We start from the raw sequence: 19358 nt of genomic DNA, 5'->3' as shown, positions 1-19358 counted from the left end.
TTTATGAATTCAAGCTTATTTAAAACTCTATTCACTCGGTTTTGCTTGGTAAAATCTATTTTACTTACTTATCTAGTTTTCAATGTACAATTCTCTATTATTTAGTCAATCGTTTTCATACTTCTTCGTTATCACAAATTTAAATGCTCATTTACGAAAGTAAACTGCGCTTTAAATTCGTTCAACTCATCGTCTGAGAAACGATTTCTTTAAATAATAACTTAAATTTTCAACAATCACAATGAGTTATTATATCAAAATATAACACTTAATGCAATTATCATTTATTTTGAATGTTTGAAATAAACATTCAAAACTGAATACAATATGTCACGTTATTCCGTCATCTCTACGAGATGTTCCGAATATATCCTTAGAAAGGAGGTGATCCAGCCGCACCTTCCGATACGGCTACCTTGTTACGACTTCACCCCAATCATTTGTCCCACCTTCGACGGCTAGCTCCAAATGGTTACTCCACCGGCTTCGGGTGTTACAAACTCTCGTGGTGTGACGGGCGGTGTGTACAAGACCCGGGAACGTATTCACCGTAGCATGCTGATCTACGATTACTAGCGATTCCAGCTTCATGTAGTCGAGTTGCAGACTACAATCCGAACTGAGAACAACTTTATGGGATTTGCTTGACCTCGCGGTTTCGCTACCCTTTGTATTGTCCATTGTAGCACGTGTGTAGCCCAAATCATAAGGGGCATGATGATTTGACGTCATCCCCACCTTCCTCCGGTTTGTCACCGGCAGTCAACTTAGAGTGCCCAACTAAATGATGGCAACTAAGCTTAAGGGTTGCGCTCGTTGCGGGACTTAACCCAACATCTCACGACACGAGCTGACGACAACCATGCACCACCTGTCACTTTGTCCCCCGAAGGGGAAAACTCTATCTCTAGAGTGGTCAAAGGATGTCAAGATTTGGTAAGGTTCTTCGCGTTGCTTCGAATTAAACCACATGCTCCACCGCTTGTGCGGGTCCCCGTCAATTCCTTTGAGTTTCAACCTTGCGGTCGTACTCCCCAGGCGGAGTGCTTAATGCGTTAGCTGCAGCACTAAGGGGCGGAAACCCCCTAACACTTAGCACTCATCGTTTACGGCGTGGACTACCAGGGTATCTAATCCTGTTTGATCCCCACGCTTTCGCACATCAGCGTCAGTTACAGACCAGAAAGTCGCCTTCGCCACTGGTGTTCCTCCATATCTCTGCGCATTTCACCGCTACACATGGAATTCCACTTTCCTCTTCTGCACTCAAGTTTTCCAGTTTCCAATGACCCTCCACGGTTGAGCCGTGGGCTTTCACATCAGACTTAAAAAACCGCCTACGCGCGCTTTACGCCCAATAATTCCGGATAACGCTTGCCACCTACGTATTACCGCGGCTGCTGGCACGTAGTTAGCCGTGGCTTTCTGATTAGGTACCGTCAAGACGTGCACAGTTACTTACACGTATGTTCTTCCCTAATAACAGAGTTTTACGATCCGAAGACCTTCATCACTCACGCGGCGTTGCTCCGTCAGGCTTTCGCCCATTGCGGAAGATTCCCTACTGCTGCCTCCCGTAGGAGTCTGGACCGTGTCTCAGTTCCAGTGTGGCCGATCACCCTCTCAGGTCGGCTACGTATCGTCGCCTTGGTAAGCCGTTACCTTACCAACTAGCTAATACGGCGCGGGTCCATCTATAAGTGATAGCAGAGCCATCTTTCACTATTGAACCATGCGGTTCAAAATATTATCCGGTATTAGCTCCGGTTTCCCGAAGTTATCCCAGTCTTATAGGTAGGTTACCCACGTGTTACTCACCCGTCCGCCGCTAACGTCAGAGGAGCAAGCTCCTCGTCTGTTCGCTCGACTTGCATGTATTAGGCACGCCGCCAGCGTTCATCCTGAGCCAGGATCAAACTCTCCATAAAAATTTATGATGTTTGATTAGCTCATAATACTAAATAGTGTTTGTAACTTACAGTTACATTTATTGGAATTAACGTTGACATATTGTCATTCAGTTTTCAATGTTCATTTTTAATGGAGCGGGTGATGGGAATCGAACCCACAACATCAGCTTGGAAGGCTGAGGTTTTGCCATTAAACTACACCCGCATATTTAACTAATTATTTATTTGGTGCGGCCGAGAGGACTTGAACCTCCACGGGATTTCTCCCACTAGGCCCTCAACCTAGCGCGTCTGCCATTCCGCCACGACCGCTGGCAAAACGCATAATTAATATTTATTAATTATCGAGAACATTATTTATTGTAAATCTTTTGTAATAAAAAGTCAATACTTTTTTAATATTATTTTAAATAAATTTACTAACTTTTAATGTTTAGCGCTTTTATTAAAGCAACGATATATATAATACATGCTTATTATATTAAAGTCAATACCTTATTTATAAAAAATTCAAAGCACTTTATCCTTGGCAAATAACGTCGTGGATAAAGTGCTTTGAATATCATTCTATTAATTTTCAATCATAATCTTTATATTTAAAGAACTATTCTATAACGGTCATTTTTTAAGATATTTCTTCAGTTCTAACTTGCCACTACATTTACCACATCTCATTCTGCTAATATCTACTTTTTTAATTCTCATATATTCACTTCCACAAGATGCGCACTTATAAATATAATTTGCTCTTTGTTCATAGCTTTCAAGTGCTTTACAGTAACGAGGTGCTTTTACTTTTTCACTTAATCTTTTAAAGCCCTCATCTCGATGTTTATATCCCTTACCTAATAAATGCAAATGGTAGTGACATAATTCATGCTTAATGATATCGACAAGCGCTGCTCTTCCAAACCTCTCATATTGTTTCGGATTTATTTCAATATTATGGGAAGATAATAAATATCTACCGCCTGTAGTTCTTAACCTTTTATTGAAGTATGCCTCGTGTTTAAATCTCCTGTTAAAACTTTCAAGAGAGATTGTTTCTACTAATTGTTGTAAACCTTTATTATTCATTAGGGTTAATCATAGTTAATGCAACTTTGCCTTTAGTTTTATCAATATTTAAAATCCATACATCAACTATATCTCCTACGCTCACGATATCCATAGGATTTTTTACAAACTTCTTAGATAATTTTGAAACATGAACTAAACCATCTTGTTTTACACCTATATCTACAAAAGCGCCAAAGTCTACTACGTTTCTAACAGTACCGCTTAGTTTCATACCTTCTGTTAAATCTTCAATTGAAAGCACATCGGATTTTAAAATTGGTGTTTCATATTCATCACGTGGATCACGGTTTGGTGCCATTAATGATTTAATAATATCTTCTAATGTTGGCACCCCTATTTCTAACTTAGTAGCAACGTTTTCTATATTGATGTTAGAAAGTTCTTGTTTTAACTTTTCAGAACCTAAGTCTGATATAGATAAATTTAAACTTTCTAATAAGTTGTATGTTGCCGCATAACTTTCTGGGTGAATTGATGTGTTATCTAAAGGCTCTGTACCGTTTACTATTCTTAAGAAACCGATACTTTGTTCAAACGTCTTAGCACCTAATCGTTTAACTTTACTAATTTCTTTATTATGTTTAATAGCTCCATTTTCTTCACGATAATCAATAATATTTTGAGCTATTGCACCTGATAATCCAGAAACGTATTGCAGTAATGATTTAGAAGCAGTATTAACATCTACGCCAACTTGGTTAACCGCTGTTTCAACAACAAATGTTAATGCTTGTTCTAATTCTTTTTGATTCACGTCGTGTTGATATTGACCTACCCCAATTGATTTAGGATCTATTTTAACTAATTCACTCAATGGATCTTGCACCCGTCTTCCAATAGAAACAGCACTTCTCTCTTCTACTTGGAAATTAGGAAACTCTGCTCTAGCCACTTCGGAAGCAGAATAAACAGAAGCACCCGCTTCATTTACTATAATAAACTGCGTATTTAGTTTATATTTTTGAATAACATTTGCTACAAATTGTTCTGTTTCACGACTTGCTGTTCCGTTACCAATTGCAATTAATTCTACGTCGTTCTCTTTGATGATACGTGTTAATTCTTTTTCAGCTTCTTGAACTTTCGCTTTTGGAGGATGTGGGTAAATAACGCTTTTGGCCACAAATGTTCCGAAAGGATTGATAACTGCAAGTTTACACCCCGTTCTGAAAGCTGGATCGACACCTAAAATTTGTTTCCCTTTCATAGGAGGTTGTAGTAATAAATTTTTTAGATTTTCACTGAATACTTCGATTGCATGATTTTCAGCTTTTACAGTTAAATCTCCTCGAATTTCTCGTTCTATTGAAGGCATAATTAAACGTTTTAAACTATCTTTAATTGCTTCTTTAATATATTGTAATTGAGTATTTGCAGATTTAACTTCATTTTTTTCAATAAAAGTTTCAATATGAGACGTATCAAATTCAATTTTTACTGATAATACTTTCTCTTTTTCACCACGGTTCATGGCTAAAACTCTGTGATTAGCTACGCGCTTAATTGGTTCAGAATAATCATAATACATCGCATATGTTTCTTTTTCATCTTCCGCTTTTTTCTTTTTAGCAGTCGTAATTTGGCCTAGTTGATAGACATCTTTTAAGATTCGGTTACGATATTTAGGATTATCAGAAACATGCTCGGCGATAATATCTTGCGCTCCTGCTATCGCATCTTCAGTTGTTTCTACTTCTTCGTTTATATATTGCGTTGCTTGTTGTTCAATATCAGAACCTTTTCCTTCAATAATCCATTGAGCAAAAGGTTCAAGTCCTTTACGTTTTGCTTCTGTGGCTCTCGTTTTCTTTTTCTGTTTATACGGTCTATATAAATCTTCTACTCTTTGCAATTTAGTTTGCTTTAATATATCTTGTTTAAGTTCATCAGTTAACAGACCTTGTTGATCAATATTATGTATAACTTCTTCTTTTCTCTTTTGTAAATTTGATACATACTGATATTCATCAGAAATTTGTTTTATTTGAACTTCATCTAGTCCACCAGTAGCTTCTTTTCTGTATCTAGCAATAAAAGGAACTGTATTATTTTCTTCTAAGAGTTGTAGTACTGCTTTAACTTGTTTTCCTGAAAATTGATATTTTGTTACTATTTCATCAATTAAATTTTTATCCATTATATAACCACACTTTTTCAAAATTTCATTTTCAATTTTAGCATATAATAAACAATCATTTTATTTAAACCATTTTTCATAATTGTTCTCATACTTTACTCATAATTAAAAAGGAGCGAAACAGGAATTCAAATAATTTCGTTGTTCAACCCCAACTTACGTTGGCCGTGGATTTTCTTTTTCGATAGTCTCTATGTTGGGGCCCCGCTCCCCGGCAAGGATAACTAGAATTGAAAAAAGTTTGATATAAGCGCATTTTCAATTCAGTTAGCTACTGACAAAATATGAGAAAAGCCTGTTACATTTAATAATGTACCAGGCTCTTATATATTATTAATATTGAATTATTGTTTAGCTGCTTGTTGCAATTTTTTAATTGCTGTACGTTGTAATCTTGAGACATGCATTTGGCTAAGACCTATACGTTCTCCAGTTTCTTTTTGACTTAATCCTTCAATGAATGTGCATTGAATAATTTCTCGTTCTCTATCAGATAGAATCGGCAAAATACGTTCAAGTATCATACGTTTTTCTGTTAAATCGTAGTTATCATCTTGTTGGCCCATAATATCTAATAAAGTCACTGTCGAACCATCTTTATCTGCTTCTATCGAATGATCTACACTTAATGCATTATAACTTTGTCCCATTTCCATCGCTTCTAGAACTTCTTCTTCAGAAACTTCTAAACGCTGAGCAATCTCTGAAATTGAAGGAGAACGTTCAAATTCGTTTGTTAATTCATCACTAATTTTTTTAATCCTCGGTCCAATTTCTTTAATTCTTCGTGGAACATGGACGCTCCAAGTTTTATCTCTTAAATATCTTTTAATCTCACCAATAACGGTTGGTACTAGGAATGCTTCAAATTTGCGATCAAAAGATAAATCAAATCTGTTAATAGCACCTATTAAACCAACCATACCAACTTGAACTAAATCTTCATGATGTGATTGTCCTTTTGAATATTTATAAGCTAATGACTCAATTAACTTACGATAATGCGCTACAAGTTTATCTTGAGCATCCGTATTTTTGTTATCTTGGTGTTCTTTAATCCATTGGTTAATCTGTTCAGGTGATACATCATTAACTGATTTCGACTCTTTCGTCATTATTTGGCACCTGCTCTTTTTTTATATACTTAATCATGCTGATTGTCACACCAGATTCTTTGAAAACTTTTACTTCGTCCATCAACGATTCAATTAAAAATAGACCTAAACCGCCTTCACGTAAAAAGTCAATATTTTCATTTTCGGTATAAGGCCCTAATTGAGATTTAGTTTTTTCATAATCAAAACTTTCACCTTGATCAGAAATGATGATTTTAATTTTATCATCAAATACTTCAAAACATATGTTAATCATACCATTAGTTGTTTCATTTTTGTATGCATGTTTAACTGCATTTGTAACCGCTTCACTTACTGCAATTTTAGAATCTTCTATATCATCATATGAAGCACCGGCTCTAGAAAACACACCTGATAATGTTAATCGAATTAAACTGACATATTCTGCAGAGGCAGGTAGTTTCATTTCAATATAATCATTTTTAGACAAGTTACTCTACCTCCGTTCCTTCATTAACGTGCATTAAGTCTTTTAAGCCAGTGATATCAAATAGTCTACTAATTCTTTCTGATGCTCCAAAGATATATAATTCTTTACCATTTTGATTTAACGCTTTCAATGTTCCTACAAATAAACCTAAACCTGTTGAATCCATATAACTTACATTTGTTAAATTAACATGAATATCATGTGTACCTTCTTGACGCATAGGGACAAGCACCTCTTCAAGTTCTGGTACTGTGTAAACATCTAGTTCTCCTGCAACGATAACTTCATAATATTCATCATGTGTTATCGACTCTATATTAAGGTTCATAGTTTGACACTCCTACTCTTTATCTTTACAAATATGTATACTCTATTTAGTATACCCATTACTATTATAATATAATCAAAAAATTTAATTTCTAATTTACTCTTTTTATAATTAGAATTGTCATATCATCACGTTTATTTGGATTTTGTACTTTTAATATAGCTTCATATAAGATTTGTACAATATCTTGTGGGTGCATATGTTTATATTTACGAATTAAATTAAGCAATGTTTCTTTAGCAATAAATTCTCCATCGGTATTTCGTGCTTCTGTGACACCATCTGTGAAAATAATGACAAGATCATCAAGACATATTTGAATTTCTTGTTGACTATAACGTGTATGTTGACTCACACCTAAAACGCGACCTCTTACATCAATTTCTTCAAATGTTTCAGTTTCTGCTCGATACACATAGCCCGGCTCATGACCAGCAGAACTACAATATAGTAAATGATTCATCTCTTCATATAAACCATAAAACATAGTAACGAACATATTTTGATTAACGTTTTTTTCTACTACTCGGTTTAATCTCTTTAGTCCATCACTTGGTAATTGAGAGTGTCCATAGGAGTCCATTCCAAATTTAATCATACTCATAGCTAAGGCAGCGGGAATTCCTTTTCCAATAACATCAGCTACTGCAAAACTCATCGTCCCATCTCTGTGATCAATTAAATTAAAATAATCTCCACTTACTTTTTGTGCTGCTACTGAAATAACGCCAATTTGAATACTGTCGAATTGAGGAATATCTGTTTTCAACATCGTTTGTTGAAGTCTAGAGGCTAAATCAATTTCTTTATCGTGGAATTGCATTTTATCAATTAATTTTTGGTAATCTCTATAGCTATATCCAAATCCTTTGACTACTTCTTGCAAAACGTCTAGTGTTTCAAGCAATTGAGATTCTTGGATTTGTAAAGAAGAAACATACGATTTATGTATTTTAACGACATCTTCAGGCAGAATATCTTTTTTGATTACTTCATCCGTAAAATCGTTACATTTTTCCAAAAATCGTTTTTTATCATCTGTAACCAAGCTTTCATCTATAAGTTGTTTATAGTGTTTTTTAAATTCTTCCACGAATCTGCCTCCTTACTTCATAGTTGCAAAACTTTAATTTTAATTTCGTTAATATCAAATGTATTTATTCACGAATTTTATTAATGAATTATTTAATATATTCCAAAATAATACTTCTATTTAAAAAAGACTTTAGGGATTACCTAAAGTCAACAACTTAAGTCATCTATTAAATAGTAACTATCGAAAAAAGTACTATTTTGTAGGTAATGATAACCCATAATTGCAATTTTGAAAAAACTAATTAATCATTAAACTAAAGATTTTTCTTTATCTTTTTATTAAATATATATTTGGTTTATACATAAAATAATCAAGTTTTTTGAGGACGAACCTCATGTAAACCTAAACTAATATCTAGTGCCTCATCTACTTCTTTCATTTTTTCTTCAGATAAATAAGTTAATTTTTCCTTTAACCTTTTTTTATCTAAAGTCCGAATTTGTTCAAGTAGAATAACTGAATCTCTATCCAATCGATATTTGTGTTTTTCTATTTCCACGTGAGTTGGTATTTTGGCTTTATTAATCCTACCAGTAATTGCAGCAACAATTACTGTAGGACTATATTTATTACCAGTATCATTTTGAATGATAACTACAGGTCTTACTCCCCCTTGTTCAGAACCCTGTACTGGTGACAAATCAGCTAAATATACATCGCCTCTTTTAATCATTCACTTTTATAATTCGAAGTGATGTACGATTCGTTGCAATCACAAGCTTCACATTCTAAAGGAAAAGCTTCTGTTGCTAGGGAGAGGTTTAAATCGGCCATTTGTGCATAGCCTTCTTTTAAAGATTGTTCAAGACTGTGGCTTCTATTCTGGTTAAAAGTTAACATACTATGAACCTCCATCGGATACCAAATAAGACATTGTAAACCTTTATTTAAATTTATAATAACAAATTTTACATCTAGTGACTATACTATTTTAATAATTCATTTGTTACATATTTTTGATTATTTATATAATATATGCGTGGTACACGTCTTCCAAAATTACACAAAACTTCATAGCTTATCGTATTTTGTTTATCCGCTAAAGCTTCAACTGATTGAGGAGTATCAAATTGATTATCTAGTAAAACTACTTTGTCGCCTTCTTGAACATCTTCAGGTACTTTAACTATGGTTTGATCCATACACACTCTACCTATAATTTCACATTGACAATTATTTATATTTACAGTTGCACCTTGCATGGATCTTAAAAATCCATCAGCATAACCAATAGGCAAGATAGCTATTTTCATATTCTCGGTAGCGGTATAGGTGCTGCCATAACTCACTGATTCCCCAGAGATTAAATATTTAGTTTGTACCACTTCCGTAGTCAATTTTGCACTAGGCTTTAGACGAGTTTGCACAATGCTTTTCACATAATCTGAAGGATAATAACCATAAAGTGAAATACCTACTCTTAGTGCATTACATAATTCACATTCTTTTAATAATGAACCCGCTGAATTTTGTGCATGAATATACTTAGGTTTTGGCGCGTTATTAACTAACGTTTCAAATAGAGCGTATTGTTCATCCATGGAATCACCAGGTTCATCTGCATTTGCAAAATGAGTATAAACACCTTCAAACACCAGATTTTCAGATGTTTGTATTGTATCTATAATGTCTTGATATTCTTCTTGTGTTTTAATACCTAATCTTCCCATGCCTGTGTCTAATTTTACATGTAACCATAAACGTTTTTGATTATCCTCATCGATTAAGCGAAGTGCACTTGTTAGCCATTTTTTAGACGGAACTGTCAAAGCTACACGATGTTGTATTGCTTTATTAATATCCTCTATAGGTATAACGCCTAATATTAATATTTGTGCATTAATACCATGCATACGTAATTCAATAGCTTCATCTAAAGTCGCTACTGCAAAGAAGTTGGCACCTTGTTGCATTAAGTGTTGAGCGACTTTAACGCTTCCTAATCCATAACTATTGGCTTTTACAACCGGTATAACTGTTTTATTCGGATGCATTCCAACAAAAGTGTGATAGTTTTCTTGAATAGCATCTAAATCTACGTTTAAATAGGTTGCTCTATAAAATTTGTCTGACATAAGAAGTCCTCCTCAAAACTTTAGATATATTCATCAATAAAAGTCTGATAACTTAAATTCATATTATTCATTATAGTACTGTTAATCTTGCTTTTCTAATATAACTTGGCTCATTGCATAATTATCAGTATGGGTAATAGATACATGAACGATAAAGTTAGGATATTTAATACAAGGCTTACCTTTTTCATCGTTATAACAATTAATATCATTGAAAGCTACCGTTTTACCTAAGCCTGTACCAAGTGCTTTACTGAATGCTTCTTTTGTAGCAAAACGACCTGCTAAAAATTCTATTTTTCTTTTTTCACTTTTAAAAGACTTAAATCTTTCCTGTTCTTGCATAGTTAATATACGTTCAATTAATTTATTTTGTTGTTTCCTATACACTTTTTCAATGCGATCAATTTCAATTAAATCGACACCAAGACCATAAATCATATATTATCCTCACTTCATTTTCATACTGTCTCTTCTAATTCTTCGTTGTCATTAGATTTCTTAAGTTGAAGAATTTCTTTTAATTTTGAAGCTTCTTCTTTGTTTATTAATTCAATTTCTGCATTGCCTCCAGCGGTGGATAAATGTAACTTAGCTAAATCATATTTCCTCATCAAATACCCTTCTTCAATATCTATATTTTGTATTCTATAAAAAGGTATAATAGTTGTTTGAATAAAGATAATTCCTTTTCTTATATAAATCTCATTATCTTTAGAGTAATAACGAAAGTTTTTATATTTTAAAAAAGGGGTTACGATGATAAAACATATTGCAAATAAAACTAAAACAATGATTGCTAATACAATCGTCCAAATTGGTCGCATCAAATGCATATATATAATATCTATAATTGTTATAATACTTACTATTAATAAAAACACAATAAATGTTATTGTCGCAGCTAATCGCATTACTTTGGGACCATTTTCATGCATATATTTATATTCATTCATTGTAGTCACCTCGTAAATAGCCCTTTATATATTGATTTACTTTATTTTCATCCATAAATTTCAACTGCATAACTTCAAATAATGCACCCTTAGCAATTAAGAAAGTTATATTTTCTAATTGAGCTCTCTCAAGGAAATGGTGTTGCGTCGTTTCCATGCCAATAATCTTATTCGTCTTGAAATAATACGTTTTAAAACTAAAAGTACTTACTTCACGAAGTGCAATTTCATTATTTTTGAAGTTTAATCCGGCAGCACGAATATATATATAAGCGTGTAACGCCATTAATCCAATAATTAAAATAGCTATAACCATACTCCATGCACTCCAATAATAAGTACCAAAACAAGCCATGATTATTAATATTATGCTAGGGATTAAAAAATGACGATGATAACCACGCCATGGCATATCGCTTTTTATGTTATTAAACTGCATTTCAGGAACTAGTGTATTAATAATTTGATAGGCTTCTTTTCTTTTAATAAATGGTAAGATCATAATTTTGCCATCATCGCTAACGTCTTCATTTGAAGAGATTTCTAAATCACTAGTAATGATAAAGTGAATGGAAGTGTAACCAAACAATTTCCTTATAAAAGATTGTTTTTCAAGGACAGCTTGTAGTCTATTTGTAGGTACCGTAATATTTTTTACATTTAATAATCCATATTTTATTTTTAGTTGACTGTCTTGTTGCGTAACCGTGTAGTTATAGTATCGATTAATCGTAATGACAGTCCCTATTATGTAACTAATAACTAACACGACAATAATGATAAACAATACAATGAATAATACTGAATGAATCCAGTTCCAAAGTTTAGATGTCCAATCCTCCCAAGAAATCAAATGTTGAAAGACGCCTAGTATAGGCGATACAGTTGCTAAAGCCACGCCAATAGCGCCACTAGTCATAGCCATGAGTAACAATGAACGCCACGACATTTTATAGATCATTGTCTCATTTTTTAGTGCTTCAGAAGTTGTTTTGTGATTATATTGTGTATGTTGATTGTCAATCTCACTCCGTTCATGATTAATGATTGCCTCATTATCAGTATCTTTCAATTGTAACTGATGTTCGCGAATCGTTTGATCAATTAAATCGCTCTGTTTTTTTGAAATTGTAGCTAATTCTATCCCATCACTGGGTGTTTTGATTTGTAAACTCACACCACCCACCATTTGATCAACTAATCCTTGAGTGGTATCTAACGATTGAATCCTATTAATATTTAATTCTTTACGTTTTTTATTCAACCATCCAGACGTTACTATAAATTGTTCATCTTCAATCCAATAACGTGTGACATACACCTCTAAAAATTGATGAATAAAAGTAACAAGAAAGATAAGTAAAAATATAGCTGGACTTATATAATTTCGTATATTTGTAAAATCAAAATCCCAACTATTAAACACTATAAAAATGATAAATGGAAAAATATTTTGTTTTATAACTTTAATTAAACCTGATACATATGAAATAGGATGCAACTTTTGAGGATTATACATCAGAATCTGCACCTCTCAATGTTTCTAGAATATGTTGTGATACATGTTCTGCTTGTGCCTCAGATAACAAAGGAAATTTCATTTCATGACCAGCTGTTACAAACACTACAGTATTAAGTTGAAAAGCTTTTAACAACGGATTTGTTTTGATTTGAAGATATTGTAGCCTTTCAATTTTAGTCATTTCATAATGCTTCATAATAAACATAGACTTAACTTCTATATTCTTAGCATCAATTCTATAATAATGAAAACGATAACGAATATACGGTTGTATGACTAAACGAAGACAACTTAAAACAAACAAGAAGATTAAAATGTAGAGAATAAAATGAAACCAATTAAAGTAGTTCCACATTGAATATAAAGCACCTAATATAATTAATTCAATTAGGAATATAATACCACTAGATATCCAATGAACAGGGTATGCGTTTTTAGGGCTTTTATGAAATGAAGCTTCTACCTTCATAATAAACTCCTTTGCAATTTTTCTTAATTATATCATATTGATTTAATTGAATATAATTTCTGCAATATATGTTTTTCTTCTGTACCTTATGTTCTTTTTATTTATTTTTAGATATAAAAAAACACTCCAAATATTTGGAGTGTTTACTCAAAAAATAGTCGCTCATGACTATTTTTGCATGTCTGCAAAGGTACGTGCTTTCATTGATGGTTTACCTTTATCTTGTCTGTCACGACGATCTGATTTTTTACCTTTTTTCTTGTTGAAATTACCTTTTGAACGTTTATTTTTATTATCGAACTTACTATTTCGTTTACCACCACGGCGTGAATTATTTCCTTTACCTTGACGACTTTTACGTGCTAAAGGCTTTTCAAAAGTTAATTGAACTTCAACTTCGTCGTTTGCTTCAACTAATTCTTGTAGTAATGATGCAACTAATTCTGTGCTATCATATTCATCTAATAATTCACCTGAAATGCGTTTTAAACGCGCTTCACTTTCACGTGACATCCAGTTTTTAACTTTATCTTTAATATCTTCTTCTCTAGCTTTAAGCACTTCTTTACGATGTGGTGGTCTTAAAGCATTCATTCTTCTACCGTTAACTTCCTCAATTTGGCGGATATAGTCCATTTCAATTGGATTAACAAATGTAACGGCAATTCCTTCTTTACCTGCACGACCAGTACGGCCAATTCTGTGCGTATAACTTTCAGTATCTTGAGGAATGTCAAAGTTATAAACGTGACTTACACCTGAAATATCAAGTCCACGTGCAGCAACGTCAGTCGCTACTAAAATATCAATTTGGTCATTTTTAAATTTCTTTAATACCTCTAAACGTTTCGCTTGCGTGATATCTCCGTGTAAACCTTCAGCTTTATAACCTTTAGATAATAAAGCACTTGTTAATTCATCAACACGGCGTTTTGTTCTACCGAAGACAATTGCTAATTCAGGTTGGTGAACATCTAAGAAGTTTGTAAAAGTATCAAATTTCTCAAGTTCTTTTACGATAGTGTAGTATTCATCAATTTGTGGATCAGACATTTCATTATTCATTGTCTTAACAATTTGTGGAGATTTCATAAATTGTTGTACTAAAGTTTGAATCGCTTTAGGCATTGTAGCTGAGAATAACATTGTTTGGCGTTGTTCAGCTGGAATTTTATCCATAATAAATCTCATATCATCAATGAAGCCCATGTTCATCATTTCATCCGCTTCATCTAAGATTAATGTATGAATATCATTTGTTTTAAGTGTACGGCGGTTTAAATGGTCAATCACACGACCAGGCGTACCTACTACGATTTGTGGTCCACGTTTTAACGCTTTGATTTGTCTATCGATTGGCATACCACCAAATACTGTAACGACCTGTACATTTTGTCCACGACTGAATTCGCGTAACTGTTCTGCTACTTGCATAGCTAATTCTCTAGTTGGTGCTAAGATTAAAGCTTGAACGCCTGATTTACCAACTACTTTTTCAATTAAAGGAATCCCGAAAGCGCCTGTTTTACCTGTACCAGTTTGAGCTTGTCCAAGGATATCTCTTCCTTCTAATGTGTAAGGGATACTTTCTTTTTGAATCGGTGTAGGTTCCTTAAACCCCATTGCTTCAAGGGTTTCTACCGTTTTATCCGAAATCCCTAATTCTTTAAAATTTTGCAATATAATTCTCCTTTAAACTATCTTTTTTATCAATATACGTCTGTGTATATAAGGTCCTCTTATTACGTCAACTTCTATATAGTACCACCTAAAAATATTTATCGCAATAAAGCAATTTCTTACTTTCTTTCAATAAATAACTATTTCTTTCATAATAGCGTTTTCATTTTTTGCCTTCTTTTTTGGGAAAAGGGCATAAAAAACAAACCATTGTGCGATTTTTAACATCCACAATGGCTCGTTCAGAAAAACATATAAATCGATATATAGTTTTATTAAATAATTTGATTTACAACTTCTTCAAGCTTATTTCCTCGTGAACCTTTGACTAAAACTTTGTCCTGAGAGATTAAATGAGATTTTAAATAAGCTGTCAATTCATCTTTGTTTGAGAAGTGTGCCACATTTTCAACAAATTGACCACCTACATTACTAATAAATTGAGCATCTGTGCCGTAAGTAAGCAAGGTATGAATGCCTTTATCTTCAAGATGTGCACCAACCTCTTCGTGCATACGTTGGCTATTCTCACCTAATTCTAACGAGTCAGCAAGCACTAAGATTTTACGTCCGTGCATATTGCTTAAGGTATCAATGGCTGCTTTCATACTTGTAGGGCTCGCATTATAAGCATCATTAATCACTGTAATTTCATTATCAGTCACATGACGTTCCATACGCATGCCAGTCAGTTGTACATTATTAATATTACGTTGAATAGTTTCATAATCTAATCCAAGTTCATGACCTATTGCAATAGCGATAGCAGCATTCTTCATATTATGGATACCTAAAATAGGTAATTCGTAATGTTCTTCACCATTAATATCAAAAGCGATACCATCATTTTTACTATTCTTCACTTCGCAAACTAAAACATTATCCGAATTTAAGCCAATACTAATTAATTTAGCATTATCAACTTTCTCAACGTGAGGCGCTAACAATGGTTCGTCGCCGTCATAAATAAATGTGCCACCTTCTTTTAGGCCAATCGTAATTTCTGATTTAGCTTTAGCAATGCCTTCACGTGATCCTAAATCTTGCATGTGTGATTCACCAATATTTGTTATCACAGCAATGTCTGGCTCAGCTATCGTCGATAACAATTCGATTTCATGGAAACCTGACATACCCATCTCTAAAATGGAAATTTCTGTATCGTTATCTAATTCTAAGATGGTTAATGGTAAACCAATTTCGTTATTATAATTGCCTTGTGTCTTTTTAACTTTAAATTCAGTATGCAACACACTTTCAATCATATCTTTCGTAGTTGTTTTACCATTTGATCCTGTAACACCGATAACTTTAGGATTTACATGTTTTAAATAAGCTTTCGCTAATTGTTGTAATGCAGTTAATGTATCTTCCACCCAAATAATTGGCCCACTAATGTTTGCGTCAATGTCATGCCCTTTTTCATAAAAAGAAGCGCCGGCACCATCTTGCAACGCTTGTGCTACAAAACGATGGCCATCAACGTTCTCTCCTTTAAAAGGAATAAATAGCATGTCTTCTTTAATCGCACGTGAATCGATTGTGATACCTTTGATGGTTTGATTTAAGTATTGATCATCAATATCACAAGGTATCCAGTTTTGAATATCTTTTAATGAAACTTCTATCATAAATGAATTCCTTTCTTAATCGATTGTGTATTTATTTTTCTTTTTATCTTCGTGACGCTCTTTGGCTAAGTCGATTAATTTAGTGATTAAGTCTGAGTAAGATAAGCCCATATTCTCCCAAAGACTTGGATACATACTAAATGCAGTGAAGCCTGGCATTGCATTTGTTTCATTTATGAAGATTTGATTATCTTCTGTAACGAAGAAATCTGCACGCACTAAACCAGAGCAATCTGTAGCTTTGAAGGCTTCAAGTGCCATATTTCTTAAAGTGGTTTGAACTTCTTCATCTAATTTTGCAGGAATTTGTAGTGAGATTTTGCCGTCTTTATATTTAGATTTATAGTCGTAGAAAGCGACATCTTTGATAACTTCCCCAGGCCATGTAGTTTCTGGATAATCGTTGCCTAGGACTGCTACTTCAACCTCACGTGCATTAATACCTTGTTCGATGACTAATTTACGGTCAAATTGGAAAGCTTCCGCAATACCTGCTTTTAATTCTTCTTCATTATTACATTTACTAATACCAACACTTGAACCAAGGTTAGCTGGTTTAACAAAGACAGGATATGTAAGCTTGTCATTAACGAGTTTAATGATATTACCTTGATATTTTTCATACTCACTTCTTAAGAAGCTAATATAAGGTAATTGAGGTAAACCACGGTGTTCAAATAATTGTTTCATTACTAATTTGTCCATAGAGCTTGAAGCGGCTAATACACCGTTCCCAACATAAGGTAAATCAAGCACTTCGAATAAACCTTGGATCGTACCGTCTTCACCGTTTGGACCATGTAATAATGGGAATACAGCGTCATATGCTTTTCCATCACTACTTTCTTTTAATAATAATGTGATTTCTCCAGCATCAATGTCTGATAAATGAAGTTCTTCTACTGATTCAATTTTTTCAACTATATTATCTTTTTTCTTCCATTGTCCGTCATTAGTGATATAAATAATATCAACTAAATATTTGTCTTTATCAATCGCATTTAATACATTTTGCGCAGTTAAAATCGAAACATCATGTTCAGCACTTTTACCACCATATACGATACAAATATTTTCTTTTACCATATTCAATTTCCTCCATTGAGAAAGATTAGAACAAAAGCGTTTTGAATTTAAACAGTACTTTTATTCTTAAGAAATTTAATTTCTCAAAAATTTAAAGTTTCTTAATTTATAAATTGTTAATGCCTTAGTCTCTTTCATCATATTATAATATGATTAATCACTGATTTTAAGTTGTAGATTAAACATTTATTATTTTTATGTAATTCTTTTTGTTCTTTCTAAAAATCAATATTATCACAGTATGTACTGTTTTTGCATTTATCAACAAGTAAACATTGGCCACTTTTTTGGATTAATCTTATAAGTTAAACATTACTTATAAGTTGTTTAAATTCGCTGACCCTAGTTATTCTCTAGCAAATTCACATAAAGTCATGTAAAATCGATATATATTAATAATCGTGATATTACAGTTTTTAAGGAGTTTTATATGAAATATTCATCCCGTCAACAGCCTTCAAAACATTGGCTACGAAAAATCGACTGGATACTCATAGCATTATTGACGATCTTAGCAATTATAAGCGTTATAACTATTAGTTCAGCTATGGGTGGCGGCCAATATAGTGCCAATTTTAGTATTCGACAAGTTATATACTATATGTTAGGTGCTATACTCGCTTTAGTAATTATGTTGTTTTCACCTAAAAAGATTAAACACAACACATACATATTATATATCTTTTTATGTATTTTACTTGTAGGTTTATTAATCCTACCTGAAACCTCCTTTACGCCAATTATTAATGGTGCTAAAAGTTGGTATTCATTTGGTCCTGTAAGTATTCAACCATCTGAGTTTATGAAAGTGATATTAATACTTGCGCTTGCTAAAACTGTAGCAAATCATAACCGTTTTACTTTTAATAAGTCATTTCAAACAGATTTAATGTTGTTTTTCAAAATTATTGGTATCTCTATCTTACCAATGGCATTAATCCTATTACAAAATGACTTAGGTACGACATTAGTCATCTGTGCCATTATCCTAGGTGTTATGTTAGTAAGTGGTATTACTTGGCGCTTGCTTGCACCCATACTTATTGCTGCAATTGTACTCGGTGGAAGTATTATTTTAGCTATTATTTATAAGCCTACGTTAATTGAAAGTTTACTTGGCGTTAAAATGTATCAAATGGGACGTATCAATTCTTGGTTAGATCCCTATTCATACAGTAATGGAGATGGTTATCACTTAACAGAATCATTAAAAGCGATTGGTTCTGGGCAATTATTTGGTAAAGGGTATAACCACGGAGAAGTTTATATACCAGAAAATCATACCGACTTTATTTTCTCGGTTGTAGGTGAAGAAATGGGATTCATGGGAGCAGTTGTATTATTACTCATATTCTTAGCTCTTATCTTTCATCTTATAAGACTTGCTACTAGAGTAGAATCTCCATTTAGTAAAATATTTATTGTTGGCTATATATCTTTATTAGTTTTCCACATCTTGCAAAATATAGGCATGACGATTCAACTTTTACCAATTACAGGTATTCCACTTCCATTTATAAGTTACGGTGGTAGTTCGTTATGGAGTTTAATGGTAGGCATAGGTATCATACTTTCTATCCATTATCATCAACGTCAAACCATGTCTAACAAAGAATAATATAAAGACGCTTAATCATGCGATTAAGCGTCTTTATATTTTAACTATTTTAGTTCGTGATGCACTTGTGATGATGTAGGCAAAGTGTTGATGATGTCTAAACGAGATTTTGTTTTTTTAATATTCACACCTAAAGATGATAATAATTTGACTACATTTTGTATCTTATCCGATTTACTCATTGGTAATCACCTCGTTTTTGGA

The 19358-nt window shown here is 33.1% G+C and carries 18 protein-coding genes, 2 tRNA genes and 1 rRNA gene; 1 reads left to right on the top strand and 20 read right to left on the bottom strand.

Going from position 1 to position 19358, the window contains the following annotated elements; all coding sequences use genetic code 11:
* Positions 1-377: 377 nt before the first annotated feature.
* The 19 genes from MT340_RS04280 to MT340_RS04190 form a co-directional block, all read right to left on the bottom strand.
* A 16S ribosomal RNA gene (locus tag MT340_RS04280) occupies positions 378-1928 on the bottom strand.
* A 113-nt stretch (positions 1929-2041) separates the two neighbouring features.
* Positions 2042-2115, bottom strand: a tRNA-Gly gene (locus MT340_RS04275).
* Positions 2116-2136: 21 nt separating this feature from the next.
* Positions 2137-2222 (bottom strand) — tRNA-Leu (locus tag MT340_RS04270).
* A 306-nt stretch (positions 2223-2528) separates the two neighbouring features.
* Positions 2529-2987, bottom strand: a complete 459-nt coding sequence (locus MT340_RS04265; RefSeq protein ID WP_243588919.1) for a SprT family protein — start codon at positions 2985-2987, stop codon at positions 2529-2531.
* Positions 2980-5127 carry a Tex family protein gene (locus MT340_RS04260; protein ID WP_243588918.1) on the bottom strand — a complete coding sequence of 716 codons (2148 nt, stop codon included), beginning with the start codon at positions 5125-5127 and terminating at the stop codon, positions 2980-2982. Before MT340_RS04260 ends, MT340_RS04265 begins: the two co-directional genes overlap by 8 nt.
* Before the next feature lie 344 nt (positions 5128-5471).
* Positions 5472-6242: an RNA polymerase sigma factor SigB gene (gene sigB / locus MT340_RS04255; RefSeq protein ID WP_243588917.1), complete on the bottom strand. Its 771-nt coding sequence runs from the start codon at positions 6240-6242 to the stop codon at positions 5472-5474.
* A complete protein-coding gene (rsbW, locus tag MT340_RS04250; RefSeq protein ID WP_243590233.1) occupies positions 6217-6669 on the bottom strand; it encodes an anti-sigma B factor RsbW in 453 nt (150 codons plus the stop codon). Before rsbW ends, sigB begins: the two co-directional genes overlap by 26 nt.
* A gap of 25 nt (positions 6670-6694) precedes the next feature.
* A complete protein-coding gene (locus MT340_RS04245; protein ID WP_243588916.1) occupies positions 6695-7021 on the bottom strand; it encodes an anti-sigma factor antagonist in 327 nt (108 codons plus the stop codon).
* A 91-nt stretch (positions 7022-7112) separates the two neighbouring features.
* Positions 7113-8114 carry a SpoIIE family protein phosphatase gene (locus MT340_RS04240; protein ID WP_243588915.1) on the bottom strand — a complete coding sequence of 334 codons (1002 nt, stop codon included), beginning with the start codon at positions 8112-8114 and terminating at the stop codon, positions 7113-7115.
* 313 nt (positions 8115-8427) lie between these two features.
* The gene (locus MT340_RS04235) at positions 8428-8790 is read right to left on the bottom strand and encodes a type II toxin-antitoxin system PemK/MazF family toxin (RefSeq protein ID WP_243588914.1); all 363 of its coding nucleotides are present in this window, start codon (positions 8788-8790) and stop codon (positions 8428-8430) included.
* Positions 8787-8957, bottom strand: a complete 171-nt coding sequence (gene mazE / locus MT340_RS04230; protein ID WP_243588913.1) for a type II toxin-antitoxin system antitoxin MazE — start codon at positions 8955-8957, stop codon at positions 8787-8789. The genes MT340_RS04235 and mazE overlap by 4 nt, the downstream gene beginning before the upstream one ends.
* Positions 8958-9043: 86 nt before the next feature.
* Positions 9044-10192 carry an alanine racemase gene (gene alr / locus MT340_RS04225; RefSeq protein WP_243588912.1) on the bottom strand — a complete coding sequence of 383 codons (1149 nt, stop codon included), beginning with the start codon at positions 10190-10192 and terminating at the stop codon, positions 9044-9046.
* An 81-nt stretch (positions 10193-10273) separates the two neighbouring features.
* On the bottom strand, positions 10274-10633 hold the full coding sequence (acpS, locus tag MT340_RS04220; RefSeq protein WP_243588911.1) for a holo-ACP synthase: 360 nt from the start codon (positions 10631-10633) through the stop codon (positions 10274-10276).
* Between the two features lie 20 nt (positions 10634-10653).
* Entirely contained in the window at positions 10654-11148 is a 495-nt protein-coding gene (locus MT340_RS04215; RefSeq protein ID WP_243603600.1) for a PH domain-containing protein, read from the bottom strand.
* A complete protein-coding gene (locus MT340_RS04210; RefSeq protein WP_243588910.1) occupies positions 11141-12667 on the bottom strand; it encodes a PH domain-containing protein in 1527 nt (508 codons plus the stop codon). Before MT340_RS04210 ends, MT340_RS04215 begins: the two co-directional genes overlap by 8 nt.
* Entirely contained in the window at positions 12660-13139 is a 480-nt protein-coding gene (locus MT340_RS04205; protein WP_243588909.1) for a PH domain-containing protein, read from the bottom strand. Before MT340_RS04205 ends, MT340_RS04210 begins: the two co-directional genes overlap by 8 nt.
* 168 nt (positions 13140-13307) lie before the next feature.
* Entirely contained in the window at positions 13308-14819 is a 1512-nt protein-coding gene (gene cshA / locus MT340_RS04200) for a degradosome RNA helicase CshA (protein WP_243588907.1), read from the bottom strand.
* A 275-nt stretch (positions 14820-15094) separates the two neighbouring features.
* Positions 15095-16450 carry a UDP-N-acetylmuramoyl-tripeptide--D-alanyl-D-alanine ligase gene (locus MT340_RS04195; RefSeq protein ID WP_243588906.1) on the bottom strand — a complete coding sequence of 452 codons (1356 nt, stop codon included), beginning with the start codon at positions 16448-16450 and terminating at the stop codon, positions 15095-15097.
* A 15-nt stretch (positions 16451-16465) separates the two neighbouring features.
* Positions 16466-17536 (bottom strand): D-alanine--D-alanine ligase, encoded by a 1071-nt coding sequence (locus tag MT340_RS04190; RefSeq protein ID WP_243588905.1) that lies wholly within the window; start codon positions 17534-17536, stop codon positions 16466-16468.
* 430 nt (positions 17537-17966) lie between these two features.
* On the opposite strand from MT340_RS04190, the gene MT340_RS04185 reads away from it, so the two are divergent.
* Positions 17967-19154, top strand: coding sequence for an FtsW/RodA/SpoVE family cell cycle protein (locus tag MT340_RS04185; protein ID WP_243588904.1), 1188 nt, complete (start codon positions 17967-17969; stop codon positions 19152-19154).
* A gap of 44 nt (positions 19155-19198) precedes the next feature.
* On the opposite strand, the gene MT340_RS04180 is transcribed toward MT340_RS04185, so the two are convergent.
* Entirely contained in the window at positions 19199-19336 is a 138-nt protein-coding gene (locus MT340_RS04180; RefSeq protein WP_243588903.1) for an Lmo0850 family protein, read from the bottom strand.
* Positions 19337-19358 lie beyond the last annotated feature (22 nt).

The sequence above is a fragment of the Staphylococcus sp. NRL 16/872 genome (assembly GCF_022815905.2).
In the GTDB taxonomy this organism is placed as follows: domain Bacteria; phylum Bacillota; class Bacilli; order Staphylococcales; family Staphylococcaceae; genus Staphylococcus.
The sequence above is the reverse complement of the archived record's forward strand: the minus strand, read 5'-3'. Positions and strand labels throughout refer to the sequence as shown.